The sequence below is a fragment of the Bradyrhizobium lupini genome, assembly GCF_040939785.1.
In the GTDB taxonomy this organism is placed as follows: Bacteria; Pseudomonadota; Alphaproteobacteria; order Rhizobiales; family Xanthobacteraceae; genus Bradyrhizobium; species Bradyrhizobium canariense_D.
The window spans coordinates 4,205,037-4,224,076 of the sequence record NZ_CP162553.1 but is presented as its reverse complement, the minus strand read 5'-3'; the positions used below and the strand labels follow the sequence as shown (position 1 = coordinate 4,224,076).

At 64.2% G+C, this 19,040-nt stretch carries 20 protein-coding genes and 1 pseudogene; 13 read left to right on the top strand and 8 right to left on the bottom strand.

Going from position 1 to position 19,040, the window contains the following annotated elements; translation table 11 throughout:
• The first annotated feature begins 59 nt into the window (after window positions 1-59).
• From AB3L03_RS19910 to AB3L03_RS19870, 9 genes and pseudogenes are all read left to right on the top strand, one after another.
• Window positions 60-905, top strand: coding sequence for a transporter substrate-binding domain-containing protein (locus AB3L03_RS19910; RefSeq protein ID WP_204512757.1), 846 nt, complete (start codon window positions 60-62; stop codon window positions 903-905).
• Between the two features lie 124 nt (window positions 906-1,029).
• Entirely contained in the window at window positions 1,030-1,692 is a 663-nt protein-coding gene (locus tag AB3L03_RS19905; RefSeq protein ID WP_368506911.1) for an amino acid ABC transporter permease, read from the top strand.
• Window positions 1,689-2,486: an amino acid ABC transporter ATP-binding protein gene (locus tag AB3L03_RS19900; protein WP_085351590.1), complete on the top strand. Its 798-nt coding sequence runs from the start codon at window positions 1,689-1,691 to the stop codon at window positions 2,484-2,486. Before AB3L03_RS19905 ends, AB3L03_RS19900 begins: the two co-directional genes overlap by 4 nt.
• A complete protein-coding gene (locus AB3L03_RS19895; RefSeq protein WP_368506910.1) occupies window positions 2,486-3,241 on the top strand; it encodes an SDR family NAD(P)-dependent oxidoreductase in 756 nt (251 codons plus the stop codon). Before AB3L03_RS19900 ends, AB3L03_RS19895 begins: the two co-directional genes overlap by 1 nt.
• Window positions 3,238-4,365 (top strand): muconate cycloisomerase family protein, encoded by a 1,128-nt coding sequence (locus tag AB3L03_RS19890; RefSeq protein WP_368506909.1) that lies wholly within the window; start codon window positions 3,238-3,240, stop codon window positions 4,363-4,365. The genes AB3L03_RS19895 and AB3L03_RS19890 overlap by 4 nt, the downstream gene beginning before the upstream one ends.
• Before the next feature lie 267 nt (window positions 4,366-4,632).
• Complete coding sequence (locus AB3L03_RS19885) at window positions 4,633-5,052, top strand: HIT domain-containing protein (RefSeq protein WP_018453010.1); 420 nt, start codon at window positions 4,633-4,635, stop codon at window positions 5,050-5,052.
• An 11-nt stretch (window positions 5,053-5,063) separates the two neighbouring features.
• Complete coding sequence (gene nudC / locus AB3L03_RS19880) at window positions 5,064-6,002, top strand: NAD(+) diphosphatase (protein WP_204512760.1); 939 nt, start codon at window positions 5,064-5,066, stop codon at window positions 6,000-6,002.
• A 7-nt stretch (window positions 6,003-6,009) separates the two neighbouring features.
• Entirely contained in the window at window positions 6,010-6,963 is a 954-nt protein-coding gene (locus AB3L03_RS19875) for a sugar kinase (RefSeq protein WP_204512761.1), read from the top strand.
• A gap of 67 nt (window positions 6,964-7,030) precedes the next feature.
• Window positions 7,031-7,539 (top strand): annotated as a pseudogene (locus tag AB3L03_RS19870) (Lrp/AsnC family transcriptional regulator).
• Window positions 7,540-7,683: 144 nt separating this feature from the next.
• Here AB3L03_RS19870 and AB3L03_RS19865 read toward each other — a convergent pair.
• The 6 genes from AB3L03_RS19865 to AB3L03_RS19840 form a co-directional block, all read right to left on the bottom strand.
• Entirely contained in the window at window positions 7,684-9,183 is a 1,500-nt protein-coding gene (locus AB3L03_RS19865) for a phosphomannomutase/phosphoglucomutase (RefSeq protein ID WP_368506908.1), read from the bottom strand.
• Between the two features lie 190 nt (window positions 9,184-9,373).
• Window positions 9,374-9,883 carry a TIGR02281 family clan AA aspartic protease gene (locus tag AB3L03_RS19860; RefSeq protein WP_026232438.1) on the bottom strand — a complete coding sequence of 170 codons (510 nt, stop codon included), beginning with the start codon at window positions 9,881-9,883 and terminating at the stop codon, window positions 9,374-9,376.
• Window positions 9,884-10,143: 260 nt separating this feature from the next.
• Window positions 10,144-11,079, bottom strand: a complete 936-nt coding sequence (locus tag AB3L03_RS19855; RefSeq protein ID WP_368506907.1) for a transporter substrate-binding domain-containing protein — start codon at window positions 11,077-11,079, stop codon at window positions 10,144-10,146.
• A 91-nt stretch (window positions 11,080-11,170) separates the two neighbouring features.
• Window positions 11,171-11,761, bottom strand: a complete 591-nt coding sequence (locus AB3L03_RS19850; RefSeq protein ID WP_018453003.1) for an SCO family protein — start codon at window positions 11,759-11,761, stop codon at window positions 11,171-11,173.
• Window positions 11,762-11,785: 24 nt separating this feature from the next.
• A complete protein-coding gene (locus tag AB3L03_RS19845) occupies window positions 11,786-11,980 on the bottom strand; it encodes a hypothetical protein (protein WP_026232437.1) in 195 nt (64 codons plus the stop codon).
• A gap of 274 nt (window positions 11,981-12,254) precedes the next feature.
• Window positions 12,255-12,725: a hypothetical protein gene (locus tag AB3L03_RS19840; protein ID WP_368506906.1), complete on the bottom strand. Its 471-nt coding sequence runs from the start codon at window positions 12,723-12,725 to the stop codon at window positions 12,255-12,257.
• A 293-nt stretch (window positions 12,726-13,018) separates the two neighbouring features.
• Here AB3L03_RS19840 and AB3L03_RS19835 point away from each other — a divergent pair, with 293 nt between their 5' ends.
• The 4 genes from AB3L03_RS19835 (at window position 13,019) to AB3L03_RS19820 (ending at window position 16,615) form a co-directional block, all read left to right on the top strand.
• Window positions 13,019-14,677 carry an FAD-binding dehydrogenase gene (locus AB3L03_RS19835; RefSeq protein WP_026232436.1) on the top strand — a complete coding sequence of 553 codons (1,659 nt, stop codon included), beginning with the start codon at window positions 13,019-13,021 and terminating at the stop codon, window positions 14,675-14,677.
• Complete coding sequence (locus tag AB3L03_RS19830) at window positions 14,678-15,598, top strand: PHB depolymerase family esterase (protein ID WP_368506905.1); 921 nt, start codon at window positions 14,678-14,680, stop codon at window positions 15,596-15,598. It begins immediately after the preceding gene.
• A 133-nt stretch (window positions 15,599-15,731) separates the two neighbouring features.
• On the top strand, window positions 15,732-16,082 hold the full coding sequence (locus AB3L03_RS19825) for a RidA family protein (protein WP_007599359.1): 351 nt from the start codon (window positions 15,732-15,734) through the stop codon (window positions 16,080-16,082).
• Between the two features lie 167 nt (window positions 16,083-16,249).
• The gene (locus tag AB3L03_RS19820; RefSeq protein WP_368506904.1) at window positions 16,250-16,615 is read left to right on the top strand and encodes a nuclear transport factor 2 family protein; all 366 of its coding nucleotides are present in this window, start codon (window positions 16,250-16,252) and stop codon (window positions 16,613-16,615) included.
• 72 nt (window positions 16,616-16,687) lie between these two features.
• On the opposite strand, the gene AB3L03_RS19815 is transcribed toward AB3L03_RS19820, so the two are convergent.
• Both AB3L03_RS19815 and AB3L03_RS19810 read right to left on the bottom strand, forming a co-directional pair.
• On the bottom strand, window positions 16,688-17,608 hold the full coding sequence (locus tag AB3L03_RS19815; protein ID WP_247820938.1) for an amino acid ABC transporter substrate-binding protein: 921 nt from the start codon (window positions 17,606-17,608) through the stop codon (window positions 16,688-16,690).
• Window positions 17,609-17,620: 12 nt separating this feature from the next.
• On the bottom strand, window positions 17,621-18,916 hold the full coding sequence (locus AB3L03_RS19810) for a dicarboxylate/amino acid:cation symporter (RefSeq protein ID WP_027569994.1): 1,296 nt from the start codon (window positions 18,914-18,916) through the stop codon (window positions 17,621-17,623).
• Window positions 18,917-19,040: the final 124 nt, after the last annotated feature.

Sequence of the window (19,040 nt, the reverse complement as noted above, 5' to 3'; positions counted from 1 at the left end):
GAGGCGCCTTGGTAAGAACGCTGCCGGAACTTCTTCCAACAGAAAAGCGATTGATCCCAATGGTTACACGTCGTGATGTTGCATCGATTGTCGGACTTGGCGCGATTGGCGCGGCGACGCTGGCCTCCCCTGCCGTGGCGCAGACCGCCGATACCAACGAATCGACCTTCGCCCGCATCCGCCGCACCAAGAAGATGCGGATCGGCGCGGTCGGCGGCGGCGCGCCCTATTACATGAAGGATCTTTCGACCGGCCAGTGGAAAGGCTTTTACGTCGACATCGCCAAGGCGCTCGCCGAGGACATGGAGGCCGAGCTCGAGATCACCGAGACCACCTGGGGCAATTCGGTGCTCGACCTCCAGTCCAACAAGATCGACATCTTCTTCGGCCTCAACCCGACCCCGAAGCGCGCGCTGGTGGTCGACTTCTCGGTGCCGGTCTTCAACAACGCCTTCGGCATCCTCTGCAAGAAGGACTTCAAGCCGAAGAGCTGGGCCGAGCTGAACTCGCCCGACGTCAAGATCGCGGTCGACCAGGGCTCCTCGCACGACCAGGTCGTGAGCCGCCTGACGCCGAAGGCGCAGATCTCGCGGCTGAAGACCGCCGACGACGCCACCGCCGCGCTCCAGACCGGCCGCGTCGACGCGCAGTGCCTGATCACCATGCTGTCGCTCACGGTGCTGAAGAAAAATCCCTCGCTGGGCCAGTTCGTGCTGCCGACGCCGATCTTTGCTACCACGTCGAACGCCGGCTTCCGCCGCGAGACCGACAAGACCTGGCGCGACTACGTCAACACCTGGATCGACTTCAACAAAGGCCTCGGCTTCATTCGCAACGCCATCATCACCAACATGGAGCTGGTGGGCGTGACCGAGGCGGACATTCCGCCGGGCGTTTCGCTGTAGTCTTCCACTGTCATTCCGGGGCGCCCAAAGGGCGAACCCGGAATCTCGAGATTCCGGGCTCGATGCTTCGCATCGCCCCGGACGACAATGCCGGCGGTCAAGGCGTTCGACGAGTAACACACGCATGTATCAGTGGGACTTCGGCATCCTCTGGAGCTATCGCTGGCTCTTTCTCAACGGGCTCGGCGTCACCGTAGGCTTCACCGTGGTCATCGTCGTGCTTGGCCTCGTCTTCGGCCTGTTCGGCGCGTTCGGCACCCTGTCGCGCTTTCGCGCGGTGCGCCTGCTCGCGCTCACCTTCATCGAGGCGTTCCGCTGCACGCCGATCCTGGTGCAGCTGATCTGGTTCTATTACGCGCTGCCGATCCTGGCGGGTGTCGAGATGACCCCAATCACGGCGTCCGCGCTGGCGCTGTCGCTCTATGGCGGCTCGTTCTATTCGGAGATCATCCGCGGCGGCATCATCTCGATCGACCGCGGCCAGTCCGAAGCCGGTGCCGCGCTCGGTATGACCCCGGGACAGAACATGCGGCGCATCGTGCTGCCGCAGGCGATCAAGCGCATGATCCCGGCGCTGATGAACCAGTCGATCATCCAGTTCAAGAACACCTCGCTGGTCTCGGTGCTGGCGGTGCCTGATCTGGTCTATCAGAGCCAGGTCGCCGCCCATGACAGCTACCGTCCGCTGGAAACCTACACCGCCGTCGCGGTCGCCTATGCGGCGATCCTGATCCCCCTGACCATCATGGTCCGGCGCGGCGAGAAGCGACTGGCGGTCGGCGAATGAGCGACACCTCTTCCAAGATCGAGATCCGGGCGCTGCGCAAAAGCTTTGGCAGCAACGAGGTTTTGAAGAGCATCAGCCTGGATGTCGCGAAGGGCGGCGTCGTGGCGCTGATCGGCCCGTCCGGCTCCGGCAAGTCGACGCTGCTCCGCTGCATCAACCTCCTGGTGACGCCCGACGGCGGCAGCGTTCGCGTCGGCGACACCCGCTTTTCGTTCGGCGAGGGTACGAAGCTCCCCGATGTGAAGACGCTGGCCAAATTCCGTACCACCACCGGCATGGTGTTCCAGCATTTTAATCTGTTCCCGCACATGACGACGCTGCAGAACGTGATGGAGGGACCGGTCACGGTGCGGCGCATGGCCAAGGCGGACGCCGAGAAGCTGGCGCGGGCCCAACTCGCGAAGGTGGGCCTTGCAGAGAAGGCCGACCAATATCCGGCAACGCTCTCCGGCGGACAGAAGCAGCGCGTCGCGATTGCGCGGGCGCTCGCCATGGAGCCGGACGTGATGCTGTTCGACGAGGTCACCTCCGCGCTCGATCCCGAGCTTGTCGGCGAGGTCTTGAACGTCATGCAGCAGCTGGCGTCGGAGGGCATGACCATGGTGATCGTCACCCACGAGATCGCCTTTGCCCGCGAAGTCGCCGACCGTCTGATCTTCATGCGCGACGGCGTCGTGGTCGAGGAAGGCCCGGCGCGACAGGTGATCGACAATCCGCAGGAAGGAGCGACGCGCGCGTTCCTCAGCCATTTCCACCGCACCGGCGCGCTGCCGCCGGTTACAACGGCATCGTGATGTCCGAAATCGATCGCATCTATCTCGTCACCGGCGCCGCCAGCGGCATCGGCCGCGCCACCGCAAAACTGCTCGCGGGGCCCGGCACTGCGCTGCTGCTGCACACGCGCTCCAACGCAGCCGGCCTCGACGCCACGGCGGCGGAAGCCGAAGCGCAAGGCGCGATCGTCGCAAAATGCCTCGGCGATCTCGCCGAGGAGACCGCGGCCACCGACGCCGTCGCCGCTACGCAACGTGCCTTCGGCCGGCTCGACGGATTGATCCTGATCGGCGGCCATGCCCGGCGCGGCAGCGCCATCGGTACGCCGGCGGATCAGTTCCGCAAGGCAATGGACGAATCGGCGCTGGCGTTCACACGGTTGGTGGACGCCGCGCTGCCGCTGCTGCGTGCAGGGCGAGATCTGCGGATCGTGGCGGTGTCGTCGTTCGTCGCTCACGCGATCCGGCCGGAGTTCGCGCCCTTTGCAGCGACGGCCGCGAGCCGCTCCGCGCTCGAAGCGCTGGTGCGGCTCACCGCAGTCGAGCTCGCCAGGGAGGGCATCACCGTCAACGCCGTCGCGCCGGGCCTCATCGTCAAGGACAAGCCCAGCGAAAGCCGGCTTTCACCCGAACAGATCGCAGCGACCGAGGCGCTGATCCCGATGAACCGCCGCGGGCGGCCGGAGGAAGTGGCCGAGATCATCGCCTTCCTGGCGTCCCCCAAAGCGTCCTATGTCACCGGCCAGGTCTGGCACGTCAATGGAGGCCTGACATGACCGAGGCAACCGTCGAACGCATCAGGCTGTTCCTGATCGAGAGCCCGATCAAGATGGCGCGCCTCCAGGGCGTCGGCAACGTCAAGGGCACGGTGAAGCGCGTGCTGCTCGAGCTGACGTCGAACGATGGTGTGATCGGCTGGGGCGAGGCGGCACCGTGGGAAGTGTTCACGGGAACGCCGGAAGCGGCTTTCTCCGCGCTCGACATCTATTTGCGGCCAGTCGTGCTCGGCAAGCCGGTGCGGCGCATCCGCGCGCTGATGGCCGAGCTGGATCGCGCGCTGGTCGGGCATGCCGAAGCCAAGGTCGCGATCGAAATGGCGTTGCTCGACATCGTCGGCAAGTCGTCGGGGCTTTCGGTCGCCGACCTGCTCGGCGGCCGCGTACGCGACACGATCCCGCTGTCGTTCTCGATCGCCGATCCGGATTTCGCCGCCGACCTCGAACGCATGCGGAAGATGGTTCCGGACGGCAATTTGATCTACAAGATCAAGACCGGAGTGAAGCCGCATCGCGACGATCTCGATCATCTCGCGGCGATCCGCAAAGAATTCGGGGACAAGGTCGATCTACGCGTCGATTACAACCAGGCGCTGGCGCCGTTCGGCGCCATCAAGATCCTGCGCGACGTCGAGCAGTTCGCGCCGACCTTCATCGAACAGCCGGTGCCGCGCAAATATCTCGACGTGATGGCGCAGCTCACCGCAGCGCTGGAAACGCCGGTGCTGGCCGACGAAAGCTGCTTCGACCGCCGCGACATGATGGAGGTGGTGCGCCGCGAGGCGGCAGATGCCGTCTCGATCAAGCTGATGAAGGCCGGCGGCCTGTTCGAGGCGCAGGCGATCATGGCTATCGCCGACATCGCGGGCCTGCCCGGCTATGGCGGCACGCTGTGGGAGGGCGGCATCGGGCTTGCCGCCGGCACGCAGCTGATCGCCGCGACGCCGGGCATCTCGCTCGGTTGCGAATTCTACATGCCGCACCACGTGCTGACCGAGGACGTGCTGGAAGAGCGCGTCGCCAATCGCGGCGGCCACGTCGTCGTGCCCGACGGCCCCGGCCTCGGCATCCGCGTCAGCGAAGCCTCGGTCCGCGCCAATGCGCGGGTGCTTGCGGAGGGGTAGCCTCATAGTCGTCCTGGCGAAGGCCAGGACCTATTACCCCAAAGAGAAGTTGCGGCACGAAGTCGGTAACCCCGAATCTTCGCCAAACCCAATCCGATGGTAATGGGTCCTGGATCGGCGCTGCGCTTGTCCAGGACGACGATCGCGTATGCCGCCTCTGCGGAGCGCCATCCTTCCCCAATCAGATTCCGTATCGTATGGTCGCAGCAAATATTCAGGGGTTCCGCCCCGCCATGCCCGATCCCGTCGGGCCATCCGGAAACCTTCATGTCCGAACCCGCCTGGTCGCTGCACTCCCGCCTGAAAGAGGACACTATCGACATCGGCGATTTGCCGCTGTGCAAGGTCTTGGTCATCAAGGACGCGCATTATCCCTGGCTGCTGCTGGTGCCGCGACGCGCCGATGCAGTGGAGATCATCGACCTCGACGAGGTGCAGCAGGCGCAGTTGATGACCGAGATCTCCCGCGTCTCGCGCGCGCTGAAGGAGATCACCCAATGCGACAAGCTCAACATCGCGGCACTCGGCAACCTCGTGCCGCAGCTTCACGTCCACATCATCGCGCGCCGCACCAGTGACGCCGCCTGGCCGCGGCCGGTCTGGGGCGTGATGCAGCCCTTGGCGCACGACGCCACAGAGGTGCAGAGTTTCATCAGCGCGCTTCGCCGCAAGATCTGGTTGGGTTGAAAGAACAAGAAATGTCAGCATTCGACTCGTTTCCACTGGGACAACCCGCCTTCGTCACCAACATTCTCGACCGCGCCGCGCATCTGCGCCGCGACGACGAAAAGCTGTTCGCGATGGAGCAGAAGCCGTCGTCGCGCGCCTATGTGGTCTATCGCGACTCACTGCTGGTGAAGCGCGAGGGCGACACAGTGCGCGCGCTGCTCGGAATCGACGAGGCGCTGAAATGCGGCGCCAATCCCGGCACGATCTTCTTAGGCTTGCGCGACGGCGCCGCGATGTTCGGAATGGGCCTGTCGCAGGCCGCGTCCGAGAAGCTGATCGGGCGCGAAGACTACGCCCTCAGCGAGCTGCGCGGCATGGCGATGCAGGGCGCGGTGCCGCCGGAGGAGCTGTCGGCGATCGCGATGGCGAAGTCGATGGTGAGCTGGCATCAGCGCCACGGCTATTGCGCCAATTGCGGCACGCGTACCGCGATGAAGGAAGGCGGCTGGAAGCGGGAGTGCCCGAGTTGCAAGGCCGAGCATTTCCCGCGCACCGACCCTGTCGTGATCATGCACGTCGCCGCCGGCGACAAATGCCTGCTCGGCCGCCAGAAGCAGTTTCCGCCGGGCATGTATTCCTGCCTCGCCGGCTTCGTCGAGGCCGCCGAAACCATCGAGGACGCGGTACGCCGCGAGATTTTCGAAGAATCCGGGATTCGCTGCACCGAGGTGCAATATTACATGACCCAGCCCTGGCCCTATCCGTCGTCGCTGATGATCGGGTGCAGCGCGCGGGCGGTGAGCGAGGACATCGTCGTCGATCACTCCGAGTTGGAGGATGCGCGCTGGTTCACGCGCGAGGAGGCGGCCTTGATGCTGACGCGGACGCATCCTGACGGGCTCGCCGGCCCGCATCCGTTTGCGATTGCGCATCACCTGCTCGGCCGCTGGGTGCACGACAAGAGCTGAGACGGAGATGGCTGCACCAGGGATCGCGCCGCGCATCCTCTGCATCGGCATTCCCGTGCGCGACCTGACCTTTCGTGTCGAAACCGTGCCCGCGCGCGGCAGCAAGGCGAATGCCAGCCATCTCGCGGAGATTTGCGGCGGCAACGCACTCAATGCCGCGATCGCTATCGCTCGGCTTGGTGGCCGCGTCGCGTTCGCAGGTCCGATGGGCGATGCGCAGGAGACGTCGAGCGGCTTCATTCTCGACCGCATGACATCCGAAAATATCGACACAAGCCATATCGTGCGCATACCTGATGCGAGCACGCCCGTCTCTGCCATCATCATTGACGCGATGGGCGAGCGAACGCTCACGATCTATCGCGATCCGGCCCTGTGGACAGTCGAGCTGCCCGACGCCGACAAGCTGCTCGCCGATTGCCGGGCGGTTCTCGTCGAAAGCCGCTGCGCCGCGTTCGCAACTTCGCTCTGCACTGAGGCACGCCGGCGCGGCATTGCCGTCATCGTCGGCGTCGATCGCGCGATGGCGTTGCAGGACAGCCTGCTCACGACCGCGTCGCATCTGCTGTTCGCCAGTGACCAGGTGCAGGAGACAGCCGGCATCCCCGATGACGGCGCGGCATTGAAGCGCCTGGCCACGCTCACGCCCGCCTTCCTCGCCGCCACCCGCGGTCCGTATGGCACGATCTGGCTGAACGAGACCGGCGCATTGGAGCAGACGCCGGCCTTCCCGGTTCAGGCCGTCGATACGCTCGGCGCCGGCGACGTCTTCCATGGCGCCTTCACGCTTCGCTTCGCCGAAGGTGGCGGCGTGCGGCAGGCGCTGCGATTCGCCGCGGCCGCCGCGGCGCTGAAATGCACCCGTCATGGTGGCGGCCTGGCCGCCCCGCAACGCGTTGAAGTTGAAGAGCTTTTGAGCATGTCGCCGGCGGCGACGTTGGAGCGGGCGCCAAGATTATAGACTTGCTATAGAAAGATTTTCTCTATATCAGGGAAAACGTCCCTTGAAATGGAACAAAGTTCTTCAAATGACCGATCTCGCCGTCCCACTCCCCGAGACCAGCCGCCGCCTCGACGCCATCGACCGCAAGATTCTGATGGTGCTGCAGGACGATGCCTCCCTCTCCGTCGCCGAGATTGGCGACCGCGTCGGCCTGTCCTCGACCCCCTGCTGGAAGCGCATCCAGCGCTTGAGGCCGACGGCGTGATTACCAAGCGGGTGGCACTGGTCGACCAGAACAAGATCGGGCTCGGCATCTCCGTGTTCGTGTCGGTCGAGAGCTCCGACCATTCCGACGCCTGGCTCAAGAGGTTCGCCGACGCCGTCAGCGCCATGCCTGAGGTGATGGAGTTCTATCGCATGGCCGGCGACGTCGATTACATGCTGCGCGTCGTCGTCGCGGACATGCAGGCCTATGACGTGTTCTACAAGAAACTGATCAGCGCCGTGCCGCTGAAGAACGTCACCTCGCGCTTCGCGATGGAGAAGATCAAGTCGGTCACCGCGCTGCCGATCCCGGCTGTGGTTGCGGCTTAAGGCTCACCACACGCAAACTGTCGTCGCCCGGCTTGACCGGGCGATCCAGTATTCCAGAGACGATGATGGGGTACGGATAAGCCGCGGCGTACTGGATGCCCCGGTCAAGCCGGGCATGACAGCAGGTGAGACTAGCCTCGCGCCTCAAATCTTCTGATTGTACTCGCCGACTTCGGGATGGGTGCGCAGCACGCTGTTCACCATCTCGAACATGTCGTGCATGCGCTGCTCGGAGACCGGGCTCTCGACCACGACAACGAGCTCGGGCTTGTTGGAGGAGGCCCGCACCAGGCCCCAGCTGCCGTCCTCGACCGTGACGCGGACGCCGTTGACGGTGACGAGATCGCGGATCGACTGGCCGCCGATCTTGGCGCCATTGGCCTGCAAGGCCTCGAAGTGCTTTACCACCTTGTCGATGACGCCGTATTTGGTCTCGTCGGCGCAATGCGGCGACATCGTCGGCGACGACCAGGTCTTCGGCAGCGCGTTCTTGAGATCGGCCATCGACTTGCCGGGGGCGCGGTCAAGCATATCGCAGATCGCCAGCGCCGAGACGAGACCGTCGTCATAGCCGCGTCCATAAGGCTTGTTGAAGAAGAAGTGGCCGGACTTCTCGAAGCCGGCGAGCGCACCCGTCTCATGGGTGCGGCGCTTCATGTAGGAATGGCCGGTCTTCCAGTAGGTGGTTTTTGCACCCTGCTTCTGCAGCACCGGATCGGTGATGAACAGGCCGGTCGACTTCACGTCGACGATGAACTGCGCGTCCTTGTGGATCGCGGACATGTCGCGCGCCAGCATCACGCCGACCTTGTCGGCAAAGATCTCCTCGCCGGTGTTGTCGACGACGCCGCAGCGATCGCCGTCGCCATCGAAGCCGAGACCCACATCGGCCTTGTGCCGCAGCACCGCGTCGCGGATCGCGTGCAGCATCTCCATGTCTTCGGGGTTCGGATTGTATTTCGGGAAGGTGTGGTCGAGCTCGGTGTCGAGCGGGATCACCTCGCAGCCGATCGCCTCCAGCACCTGCGGCGCGAATGCGCCGGCGGTACCGTTGCCGCAGGCCGCGACGACCTTGAGCTTGCGCTTGAGCTTCGGGCGGCCGGTGAGATCGGCGATGTAGCGCGCCGGATAATTCTCGTGGAATTGATAGGAGCCGCCGGCCTTGTTCTTGAACTCGGCGCCCAGCACGATCTCCTTCAGCCGCGTCATCTCGTCGGGACCGAAGGTCAGCGGGCGGTTGGCGCCCATCTTCACGCCGGTCCAGCCATTGTCGTTGTGTGAGGCCGTGACCATGGCGCAGCAGGGCACGTCGAGGTCGAACTGCGCGAAATAGGCCATCGGCGTCACCGCGAGCCCAATGTCGTGCACCTTGCAGCCTGCTGCCATCAGGCCGGAGATCAGCGCATATTTGATCGAGGCCGAATAGCCGCGGAAATCATGACCGGTGACGATCTCCTGGCTGACGCCGAGCTCCGCGATCAGCGCGCCCAGCCCCATGCCGAGCGCCTGGATACCCATCAGGTTGATTTCCTTCTGGAACAGCCAGCGCGCGTCGTATTCGCGAAAGCCCGTGGCCTTCACCATCGGCTCGGATTCGAAGGCATAGGTGTTGGGCAGCAACACGGATTTCGGCTTGGGGAACATTGAGACGGTCTCGTGAAAAAGAGCCAGGATTTGATGCAGCCTTAGCGAATGCCGGGCTGCAGCGGAAGGCGGGAATGGCAGCTTATGGATGATAATTGCGGCAGTTTGGTAACGGGGAAATCTGTCCGCGAGAGCGATCGAAATAGAGATTTTCTTGAAATATGTGTCGCCGTCGCCTTTGGGAGGACCTTTACTGCTCCAGCACCATCTGACCGTTGGCGTATTCGAAGCGCCTGAGGCGGGAGAGGAAGGAGAGACCGAGCAGGTTCTCGGACAGTGCTTCGTCGGGCAGCACCATGGCATCGACGTCGCGCACGATTAGGCCGCCGACATCGAGCATGGCGATGCGAGTGCGCGCGGCCTTGATGGTGCCGTTGGCGGTGGAGACGGTGGCGTTGTAATCGCTGCGCGAGGGACGCAGGCCGAAGCGGGCGGCCGAGGTCTCGTTCAGCGCGACCACGGAGGCGCCGGTGTCGACCATGAAGCCGATGCGCTGGCCTTCGATCCGGCCCTCGGTTTGGAAGTGGCCGCGGCCGTCGCGGGGGATGTTGAGGCTGCGGCCGCCGGCCGCCGCGGTGGACGCGACTGCGACCGTACGCGGCACCGACGTCGCCGAGGCGGAGCTCATCCTGTCCGCCATCTGCGCCATGAAGGTGCCGAGGCCGATCATGATCGCCGCGAAGATCATTATGTTACGCATCACACCACTCGAAGCCGAAGCTCGATTTCACCACGCGGAAGGCCGCTCCGCGAGCGACGCTGCGGCCAGAGCGGTGCTATTTTGACGAAAAGGATGAGCGGACGGTTAATGCGCCGGTGTCGCGGATACGACATATGCTCATCCTGAGGTGCCCGCGAAGCGCGGGTCTCGAAGGGCCCGGCCACCAGCGGGGCCGTCATCCTTCGAGACGCTTGCTACGCAAGCTCGTCAGGATGAGGAATTGGCAACGGCGCCTGGGACTAGAACGGGCTCACCGAGAAATACCGCAGCCACAGATCGGTGTAGCGGCCCTTCTCCCAGACGCGGAACATCGCCCAGTTCAGGGCCTGGCGCAGCACGTCGTTGCCCTTGCGCACGGCGATGCCAATGCCCTCGCCGAAGAAACGGCTCTCGACGAAGGGGCCGCCGGAGAAGGCGCAGCAATCGCCGGAATCCGTGCCGTTGATCCAGAACGCGAGCGCGATGGCGTCGCCGAAGATGAAATCGACCTCGCCCTTGCGCAAGGCGCCGCGCATAGCGTCGTCGTTGGGATAGGGGTGCAGCTCGGCGTCGGTGAACAGGGCCTTGAGATAGGCCTCATGCGCGGAGCCGGAGATGACGCCGACCTTCTTGCCTTCGAGATATTCGGGCCGGATCTCCGGCATCACCGCGTCCTTGCGCGAAGCAAAGCGCGCAGGCACGCGGTAATAGGGATCGGTGAAGTCGACCCGGGCGCGGAGCTGCGGACTCACCGCCATCGAGGCGATGATGGCATCGCCCCGGTTGGAGGCGAGCGCATCGACCAGCGTCTCGAAGCGCCGCATCTGCACCGTGCAAGTGACCTTGATCTCCTCGCACAGCGCGCGCGCGAAGTCGACGTTGAAGCCGGCCGGATTACCGTCGGCGCCGGTGTAATTGAACGGCGGATAGTCGGTCTCGGTCAGGAAACGGATCACGGTCAGGCGCGACAGGTCCGGCCGCTCCGGCCGCCGCCGCGGGTCCCAGAAACCCGGCACCGCCTGCGGGGCGGCTTGCGGCGCGACCTGAGGTGAGGCTTGCGGCGCCGTTGGGGGCTGCTTGGCCGGGGCCTGCGCCTGCGCGCACGGCGCAGCAGCGAGCGCGCAGACGCCGACGACCAGCCCGGTCAGCAAGCCACGGGCGGATTTGGACGATTTCGCCTGTTGCGATGGAGCCATCGGCTGAAATGAACGATTTTCGTTGGGATCGGAGGGCCTTATAGCCCATCCGGCCGGGAACGCGAGCGCGGATTGCGGTCAACAGGGGAGCCTACAGATACCGCTTCAACTCCCCAGCGGCTTCCTCCGGCGTGCGCTTCAGGTTGAACGGCGAAACGAAGCGGCCGTCGCGATCCATCAGATAGATCAGCGCGGTGTGGTCCATGGTGTAGTCGCCGTCCTTGGTCGGGACTTTCTTGGCGTAGACCCGGTAGGAGGTGATCACCTTGGCGGTCTCGGCAGGATCGCCGCTCAGCCCTTCGAGGTGCGGGTCGAAGCTCGACAGATAATCCTTCATCGCGGCCGGCGTATCGCGCTCGGGATCGACCGAGATGAAGACGGCATTGACCTTGTCGGCGTCCTTGCCCATTGCGCGCAGCACTTCCGAGATCTCGAACAGCGAGGTCGGGCAGACGTCGGGACAATGGGTGTAGCCGAAGAAGATCAGGGTCGGCTTGCCCTTGAGGTTCTTGTCGGTGACGGTCTTGCCGTTCTGGTCGGTGAGCTGGAACGGGCCGCCGATCGCGGCCGGCTGCGCCACCTTGCCGACCCCGCCCATGGCCCAGAATACGATCAGCAGCCCGAGGACGAGGCTTGCGGCGAAGGCGGTCGCGATCACCAGCGGACGGGCGGTAGGGCTCATGAGCGGAAAACTTCCTGTCGCGTGTCAGAAGCAGGCGGCAAGACCGGTCCTGATCATTTCGAAGAACACCTGGCTGCCGTAGTGGAACCAGAGCGCGAGCGCGCCGAGCACGACCAGGCCGCCGACGCCAGCACCTGCCAACAGCAGCACGACCGGCGTCCGGCCGGCAGTGGGCGAATTGTCCGATACAGGATGGGTAGGGTGCAGTGGTTGAGCCATGACAACGATCGGGGTGAAGGGTTCCCTGCCTTTCAAATAGGCGCTGGGACGGGGCCGGGCAAGCGCGGCGGGGGGCTGGAGAACTTGTGATACGGAGGTTCTCCGTCATGCCCGGGCTTGCGCGGCCGAAGCCGCTTCCGCGAGGCGAAGGCCCGGGCATCCACGTGATTTCTCGCCCGGGCCAAAAACGTGGATGGCCGGGACATAGGCGAGCGAAAGCGACGCCCGGCTATGACGAGAATTCAGGGTTGAACGGAAGCAACGACGGCGCGGCCTACCGCGACGATGGCTTGTTGGCCGAGGCCTGCGCGTCGAGGTAGCAAGGCTTGTACATAGCCTGGAGCTGCCGGCCCTTCAGGAAGAGCATATGCGGGGTGAGGCCGCCGCGCTGATTGATCCAGCGCTTCACCTGCGAGGGATACATCGCATAGAGCATCTGGGTCGCTTCGGTATTGGTGACGGCGCGGCCGTTGCTGCCGAAATCCCACGCGGCGTGGAAGCCCAGTGTGGCGTGCGACGTCACGCAGATGCGGTCAGGCGGGATGGCGCCGAGGACGATGGTGCAGGCAGAGGCGCAGAGACCGTCGATGATGACGGTATCGCCCGACTGTCGCAGGTCCTGGTATTTGTCGACGTAGGTTCCGATCCGGCCGCCGCGGTCATCCGCGATCCGAACCACCGCGTGAGCAGCGCCCATGCTCGCGATCAGGAGAACCGCCGCAAGCAACCCCGTCAGAAACTTCATTGGCCCCCGCCCCAGTCGAATTCGAATCTGTGTGTCAGGTGGTGATGCCCTGCTAGGGTCCGTCGTAACCGCGGTTTTGTCTAGGCATGCCGGCTCGCTCAAAACAAATTCAAATCCAGTGTTGCGCCGGCGCTGCACTCAGCCGGTCTTTTTCCCGAAGTGGAACAAGTTAACGATGTCTTACGCGCCGTCCTCTTGATCTCAGTTGCAACCGCCGGCTTCAATCCGGGCAACTACAGGGAGGAACCTGTGGAGGGCGAAACACATGGAGGGGGAAACATATGGCCGAACAGATGGCTGAAGAGACTGACGTCATCGTTGTCGGCGCAGGACTGTCGGGCCTGGTGGCCGCAACCGAGATCGCGGACGCCGGCAAGCGCGTAATCGTGGTCGACCAGGAGGGCGAGCAGTCGCTCGGCGGCCAGGCGTTCTGGTCGTTCGGCGGATTGTTCCTGGTCGATTCGCCGGAGCAGCGCCGGCTCGGCATCAAGGACTCCTTCGACCTCGCGATGCAGGACTGGCTCGGCACCGCCGGCTTCGACCGCGACGAGGATTTCTGGCCGCGGCAATGGGCCGACGCCTATGTGGCGTTCGCGGCCGGCGAGAAGCGTGCATGGCTGCGAGCGATGGGCCATCGCATTTTCCCCGTGGTCGGATGGGCCGAGCGCGGTGGTTATGACGCGATGGGCCACGGCAATTCGGTGCCGCGCTTTCATGTCACCTGGGGCACCGGGCCCGGCATCGTCGAGCCGTTCGAGCGCCGGGCGCGCGAGGCGGTCAGAAGCGGCCGGCTGAGCTTTCGGTTCCGCCATCGCGTCGATGCGCTCTCGATCACCAACGGTACGGTGGATGGCGTCGGCGGCGCCATTCTCGCCCCCGACAATGTCGAGCGCGGCAAGAGTTCGTCGCGCAATGTTGTCGGCGAGTTTGCGTTGAAGGCCCAAGCCGTGATCGTGGCGTCCGGCGGCATCGGCGGCAATCACGAGCTGGTGCGGCAGAACTGGCCGAAGCGACTCGGCGCGCCGCCGAAATTCATGATCTCCGGCGTGCCCGAGCATGTCGACGGCCGCATGATCGGCATCACCGAGAAAGCAGGCGCGCGGCTGATCAACCGCGACCGCATGTGGCATTATGTCGAAGGCATCCAGAACTGGTCACCGATCTGGCCGCGCCACGGCATCCGCATCCTGCCCGGCCCCTCCTCGATGTGGTTCGACGCCACCGGCACGCGCCTGCCGGCGCCGTTGTTTCCCGGCTCCGACACGCTCGGCCAGCTCCAATACATCATGTCCACCGGCTACGATTATTCCTGGTTCATCCTGACCCAGAGCATCATCAAGAAGGAGTTTGCGCTGTCGGGCTCGGAGCAGAATCCCGACCTCACCGGCAAGAGCTGGCGTATGACCATCAAGCGCGCCACCAACAAGGGCGCGCCGGCGCCGGTGGAAGCGTTCAAAAGCCATGGTGTCGACTTCATCGTGCGCGACAAGATCGAGGATCTCGTTGCGGCCATGAACAAGCTGGCCGGCAGCGACCTCCTCAAGCTCGAGCACATCAGGATGCAGATCGAGGCGCGCGACCGAGAGATCGCCAACCCTTACGTCAAGGATGCGCAGGTGATGAACATTCACAATGCGCGGCGCTATATCGGCGACAGACTGATCCGCACCGCCTCCCCTCACCGCATCCTCGATCCCGCGCAAGGGCCGCTGATCGCGGTCAAGCTCAACATCCTCACCCGCAAGACGCTCGGCGGTTTCGAGACCGACCTCTCTTCGCGCGTGTTCGGCGAGGAGGGCAGCGTCATCCCCGGCCTCTATGCAGCCGGCGAAGCCGCCGGCTTCGGCGGCGGCGGCGTGCACGGCTATCGTTCGCTGGAAGGCACGTTCCTCGGCGGCTGCCTGTTCTCGGGCCGCAATGCGGGCCGGGCCGCGGCGAAGGCCGTGGGCTAGATGATGCGGCCGCGGCTGCGCATCGGGGCGTTTGTTGCGGCATTAGCCGCTGCCTCGGCTGCGTCCGCGGATACGATCGATATTGACGGTGTGAAGCGGTCCTACACTGTGCAACTGCCGTCGAAGCGGCTCGTGCCGCTCGTCGTCGTGCTGCACGGCAAGACGCAGCGCGGAGCCGACATGATGACGCGGACGGCGTGGCCGCAGGTCGCAAAGCGCGAAGGGTTTGCGGTGGTCTTTCCTGATGGCCTCAACCACGCATGGGCCGATGCGAGGACCAAGGCGGGACCGGCGCTCCGTGGCCCGCCCGCAGGCACCGACGACGTCGCCTTCATCGCAAAGCTCGTCGAGAAGCTGGTGGCGAACGGCACCGCCGATCCTCGCCGCGTCTATGTCACCGGCATCTCCAATGGCGGCGCCATGGCAATGACGCTGGTCTGCGCCCGCGCCGATCTGTTTGCTGCCGGCGCGAGCGTGAGCATGAACCTCACTGATGAGACCGCTGTCACGTGCCATCCGTCGCGGCCGTTGCCGATGCTGCTGATGAACGGCACCGCCGATCCGCTGGTCCCCTACGAAGGCGGCCGCGGATCGAGCTATTATGCCGCAGACAGTTTTTGGTCCACCGACGAGACGCTTGCGTTCTGGCGCAAGCTCAACGGCTGCGAGACCGATAATGCCGACATGACCGATTTGCCCGACAGGGCGCCAGCAGACCAGTCCACGGTGACGCGGATATCCTCGCGCTGTCCTGAAGGGCACGACGTCGTGCTTTATCGCATCAATCAAGGCGGTCATCGCATGCCCGGATTTTTTCCGGATGCCCGCTTCCCGAAGGTCGCCGCCAGCTTGCTCGGGTCGCAGAACGGCGACGTCGACGCAGCCGAAACGATCTGGACGTTCTTCGGCCAGTTTCCCTGAAGTGCAACTCAGGCATCGCCGACGACGCATGCGTGCCTGGCAACGCATGCGTGCCCGGCAACGCATGCGTGCCTGGGGTGGCACAGGGCAAGCCGCTGCGCTAGACAGGGCCGCCATTCAAAGGAGACCCCCAATGAGCATTCAGCGTCTTGAAACCGGCCCGCGCATGAGCCAGGTCGTCGTGCACGGTAACACAGTCTATCTCGCCGGTGTCGTCGCCAACAACGCCGCCGGCGAAAGCGTGACGAAGCAGACCCAGGACATTCTGGCGACTATCGACAGCCATCTCGCCAAGGCCGGCACCGACAAGTCCAAACTTCTTTCGGCCACGATCTACATCACCGACATGAAGACGTTTGGCGAGATGAACGCGGTGTGGGACGCCTGGGTCTCGCCCGGCAACACGCCGGCACGCGCCACCGTCGAAGCCAAGCTCGCGGCGGCACAATACACCGTCGAAATCATGGTCACGGCGGCCAAGTAAGTTCGCCGACAAACATTTGCGCGCGCTTGTCGGCGCATGATCCGATCGGGAAACCGCTTCACACTTTCCCGCATCATGCGCATGACCTCCGAGGTAATCGATCAGCGCGCGCAAACCTTCGATAATCATGTCAGCCGAACGACACGGCGCCATCGAAGGAGACGACAATGACCGATCCCATCACCATCGCTCGCCGCTACATCGATCTCTGGAACGAACGTGCAGCTGACCGCCGGCGCGAACTGCTGAGCCAGAACTGGACGGCGGATGCGAGCTATGTCGATCCCCTGATGAAGGGCGACGGCCATGACGGCGTCGATGCGCTGATCGCAGGCGTGCAGCAGCGCTTCCCTGATTTCAAATTCAAGCTGATCGGCGAGCCCAACGGCTACAGCGACCATGTCCGCTTCAGTTGGGGCCTTGGTCCTGACGGCATCGACAGCCCGATCAAGGGGACGGATTTCGCCGTGCTGAAGGACGGCCGTATCAGGAGCATCACGGGATTTCTGGACCAGGTGCCCGCCGGCACGTGAGCGCGCGCTGCTCGTTGCTGCGCCCTCTCCCCCGGTAAGGGAGAGGGCACACTTTCGTTCGTCGCACAGGCGCTAGTTATTCGCGCTCGCGGAATCGTCCATCGCCTTGAAGGCTTCCTCCAGCTGCAGCGAGATCGGCACGTTCAGCCGTTCGCCGGTCGGAAGCCGTGCGGTGAACCATTTGTTGTAGAGCGGAACGAGGTCGTGGTTGGAGCCGAGCTTGCGGAAAGTGCGATCGACCACCGCCGCCAGTTGCGGTTCGCCCTTGCGGAACATGATGCCGTAGGGGTCGTAGGACAGGTAATCGCCGGTGACGCGGAACTTGTCCTGTGCCTTGTGACGCACGATCAGGCTGGACAGCAGGATGTCGTCGGTCGCGAACGCATCGGCCTTGCCGTCGACGAGCATCTGGTATGACTGTTCGTGATCGGCACCGACAACGATGTTCAGTCCCAACGATGACTTCTTGTCGGCCGCCTGGATCGCCTGCTCGTTGGTGGTGCCCTTCGTCACCACGACGGTCTTGCCCTTCAGATCAGTCAGTGACTGGACGCTGGACGCCTTCGGCACCATCAGCTTGGTGCCGGCGACGAACATCAGCGGCGAGAAGGCGACGCGCTTGCCGCGCTCGGCATTGGCCGTGGTCGAGCCGCATTCCAGGTCGATCTTGTTCTGGAGCACGGCGTCGATGCGGTCATCGGAGGTGACCTTGACGTAGGCGATCTTCAGATTGGGATCGTCGACCTCGACGCCGATCTCCTCGACAATAGCCTCGCAAAGCTCGAGGCTGTAGCCGATCGGCCGGTTGGCCTGGTCGAGGAAGGAGAACGGCGGCGAGCTCTCGCGATAGCCGAGGCGCACGGTGTGCGCGGTCTTGATCGCCGACAGCGTCGGGCTAAGCCCTTCGCTGCCACCGGTCTGGGCGGAGGCACCCGTGGCCAGCAGGCACGCTGCCAGCAACAGGCCGCCCGATATCGCCATTGAAAGGCGCATGATGCACTCCGATCAATGGCCGGCCATCGCAGGCACTTCGCCGGGGATCATGTCCCCCGGCACGGCATCGCCAGGTTCAAGCTCGTGCTCGGGCCCGAGCTCGCCTTCCCACTTGGCCACGACCGAGGTCGCGAGCGTGTTGCCGATCACGTTGGTGGCGCTGCGGCCCATGTCGAGGAAGGTGTCGATGCCCATGATCATCAACAGCCCCGCCTCGGGGATGCCGAACTGCGAGAGCGTCGAGGCGATCACCACGAGGGAGGCGCGCGGCACGCCGGCCACGCCCTTCGAGGTGATCATCAGCGTTGCCAGCATCGCGAGCTGGGTGCCGAGCGGCATGTCGATGTGATAGCTCTGCGCGATGAAGACGCTCGCGAAGGTGCAGTACATCATCGTGCCGTCGAGATTGAAGGAATAGCCGAGCGGCAGCACGAAGCTCGATATCCGCGACGAGGCGCCGAACTTGTTCAACCCCTCCAGAGTTTTCGGATACGCCGCTTCCGAGCTCGCGGTGGAGAACGCGATCATCAGCGGTTCGCGGATCAGCTTCAGCAGATGGGCGTAGCGCGGCCCGATCACGATGAAGCCCACGACCACCAGGATGCCCCACAGGAGCGCGAGCGAGAGATAGAAGCCACCCATGAAGACGATGAGCTTCCAGAGCACTAGCAGGCCGTTCTTGGCAACCGTCGCGGTGATGGCGGCCCAGACCGCGAACGGCGCGAACAGCATCACATAGCCCGTCACCTTGAGCATGATGTGGCCGATGTCGTCGATCAGCGCCAGGATCGGCTTGGAGCGCTCGGGCATCGAGCCCATCGCCACCGAGAAGAACACGGCGAAGATCACGATCTGCAGGATCTCGTTCTGCGCCATCGCATCCGCGATCGAGGTCGGGATCAGATGGGTCAGGAATTTTTCGATCGAGAAGGCGGAAACCGGCAGGCCGGTCGACTGCGCCTTGTCAGGCAGCGTACCCGGGAAATTCGCGCCGGGCTGGAGCAGATTGACCATCACGAGGCCGAGCATCAGCGAGACGAAAGAGGCGCTGACGAACCAGCCCATGGTCTTGGCGAAGATGCGGCCGAGCTTGGAGCCCGAGCCCATATGAGCAATGCCGCCGACCAGGGTCGCAAATACCAGCGGCGCGATGATCATCTTGATCAGGCGCAGGAAAATCACGGCGATCAGGTTGATGGACGAGGCCCAGTCGCCCCGCGTGTCGGGCAGGAAATTGTAGATCGCCGCGCCCATGATGATGCCGAGCACCATCGCCACCAGAATGAATTGCGTAAACCTGTTCGACATTGAACACCCCCGCTACACCAACCGCTTCATGATGTCGCAGATATGACGACTGCGCAACACGCTTGGCGTGCGATCGTCGGGCGGATGTTCCCGTTGCGAAACTGGCGCCCGCGATCTAGCCTTC

Coding starts and splice junctions, on each gene's coding strand:
- AB3L03_RS19860 (WP_026232438.1), bottom strand. CDS start 9,883: ATGCGTAACATAATGATCTTCGCGGCGATCATGATCGGCCTCGGCACC.
- AB3L03_RS19850 (WP_018453003.1), bottom strand. CDS start 11,761: ATGAGCCCTACCGCCCGTCCGCTGGTGATCGCGACCGCCTTCGCCGCA.
- AB3L03_RS19900 (WP_085351590.1), top strand. CDS start 1,689: ATGAGCGACACCTCTTCCAAGATCGAGATCCGGGCGCTGCGCAAAAGC.
- AB3L03_RS19845 (WP_026232437.1), bottom strand. CDS start 11,980: ATGGCTCAACCACTGCACCCTACCCATCCTGTATCGGACAATTCGCCC.
- AB3L03_RS19835 (WP_026232436.1), top strand. CDS start 13,019: ATGGCTGAAGAGACTGACGTCATCGTTGTCGGCGCAGGACTGTCGGGC.
- AB3L03_RS19875 (WP_204512761.1), top strand. CDS start 6,010: ATGGCTGCACCAGGGATCGCGCCGCGCATCCTCTGCATCGGCATTCCC.
- AB3L03_RS19910 (WP_204512757.1), top strand. CDS start 60: ATGGTTACACGTCGTGATGTTGCATCGATTGTCGGACTTGGCGCGATT.
- AB3L03_RS19890 (WP_368506909.1), top strand. CDS start 3,238: ATGACCGAGGCAACCGTCGAACGCATCAGGCTGTTCCTGATCGAGAGC.
- AB3L03_RS19895 (WP_368506910.1), top strand. CDS start 2,486: ATGTCCGAAATCGATCGCATCTATCTCGTCACCGGCGCCGCCAGCGGC.
- AB3L03_RS19855 (WP_368506907.1), bottom strand. CDS start 11,079: ATGGCTCCATCGCAACAGGCGAAATCGTCCAAATCCGCCCGTGGCTTG.
- AB3L03_RS19830 (WP_368506905.1), top strand. CDS start 14,678: ATGATGCGGCCGCGGCTGCGCATCGGGGCGTTTGTTGCGGCATTAGCC.
- AB3L03_RS19865 (WP_368506908.1), bottom strand. CDS start 9,183: ATGTTCCCCAAGCCGAAATCCGTGTTGCTGCCCAACACCTATGCCTTC.
- AB3L03_RS19885 (WP_018453010.1), top strand. CDS start 4,633: ATGTCCGAACCCGCCTGGTCGCTGCACTCCCGCCTGAAAGAGGACACT.
- nudC (WP_204512760.1), top strand. CDS start 5,064: ATGTCAGCATTCGACTCGTTTCCACTGGGACAACCCGCCTTCGTCACC.
- AB3L03_RS19825 (WP_007599359.1), top strand. CDS start 15,732: ATGAGCATTCAGCGTCTTGAAACCGGCCCGCGCATGAGCCAGGTCGTC.
- AB3L03_RS19905 (WP_368506911.1), top strand. CDS start 1,030: ATGTATCAGTGGGACTTCGGCATCCTCTGGAGCTATCGCTGGCTCTTT.
- AB3L03_RS19810 (WP_027569994.1), bottom strand. CDS start 18,916: ATGTCGAACAGGTTTACGCAATTCATTCTGGTGGCGATGGTGCTCGGC.
- AB3L03_RS19820 (WP_368506904.1), top strand. CDS start 16,250: ATGACCGATCCCATCACCATCGCTCGCCGCTACATCGATCTCTGGAAC.
- AB3L03_RS19815 (WP_247820938.1), bottom strand. CDS start 17,608: ATGCGCCTTTCAATGGCGATATCGGGCGGCCTGTTGCTGGCAGCGTGC.
- AB3L03_RS19840 (WP_368506906.1), bottom strand. CDS start 12,725: ATGAAGTTTCTGACGGGGTTGCTTGCGGCGGTTCTCCTGATCGCGAGC.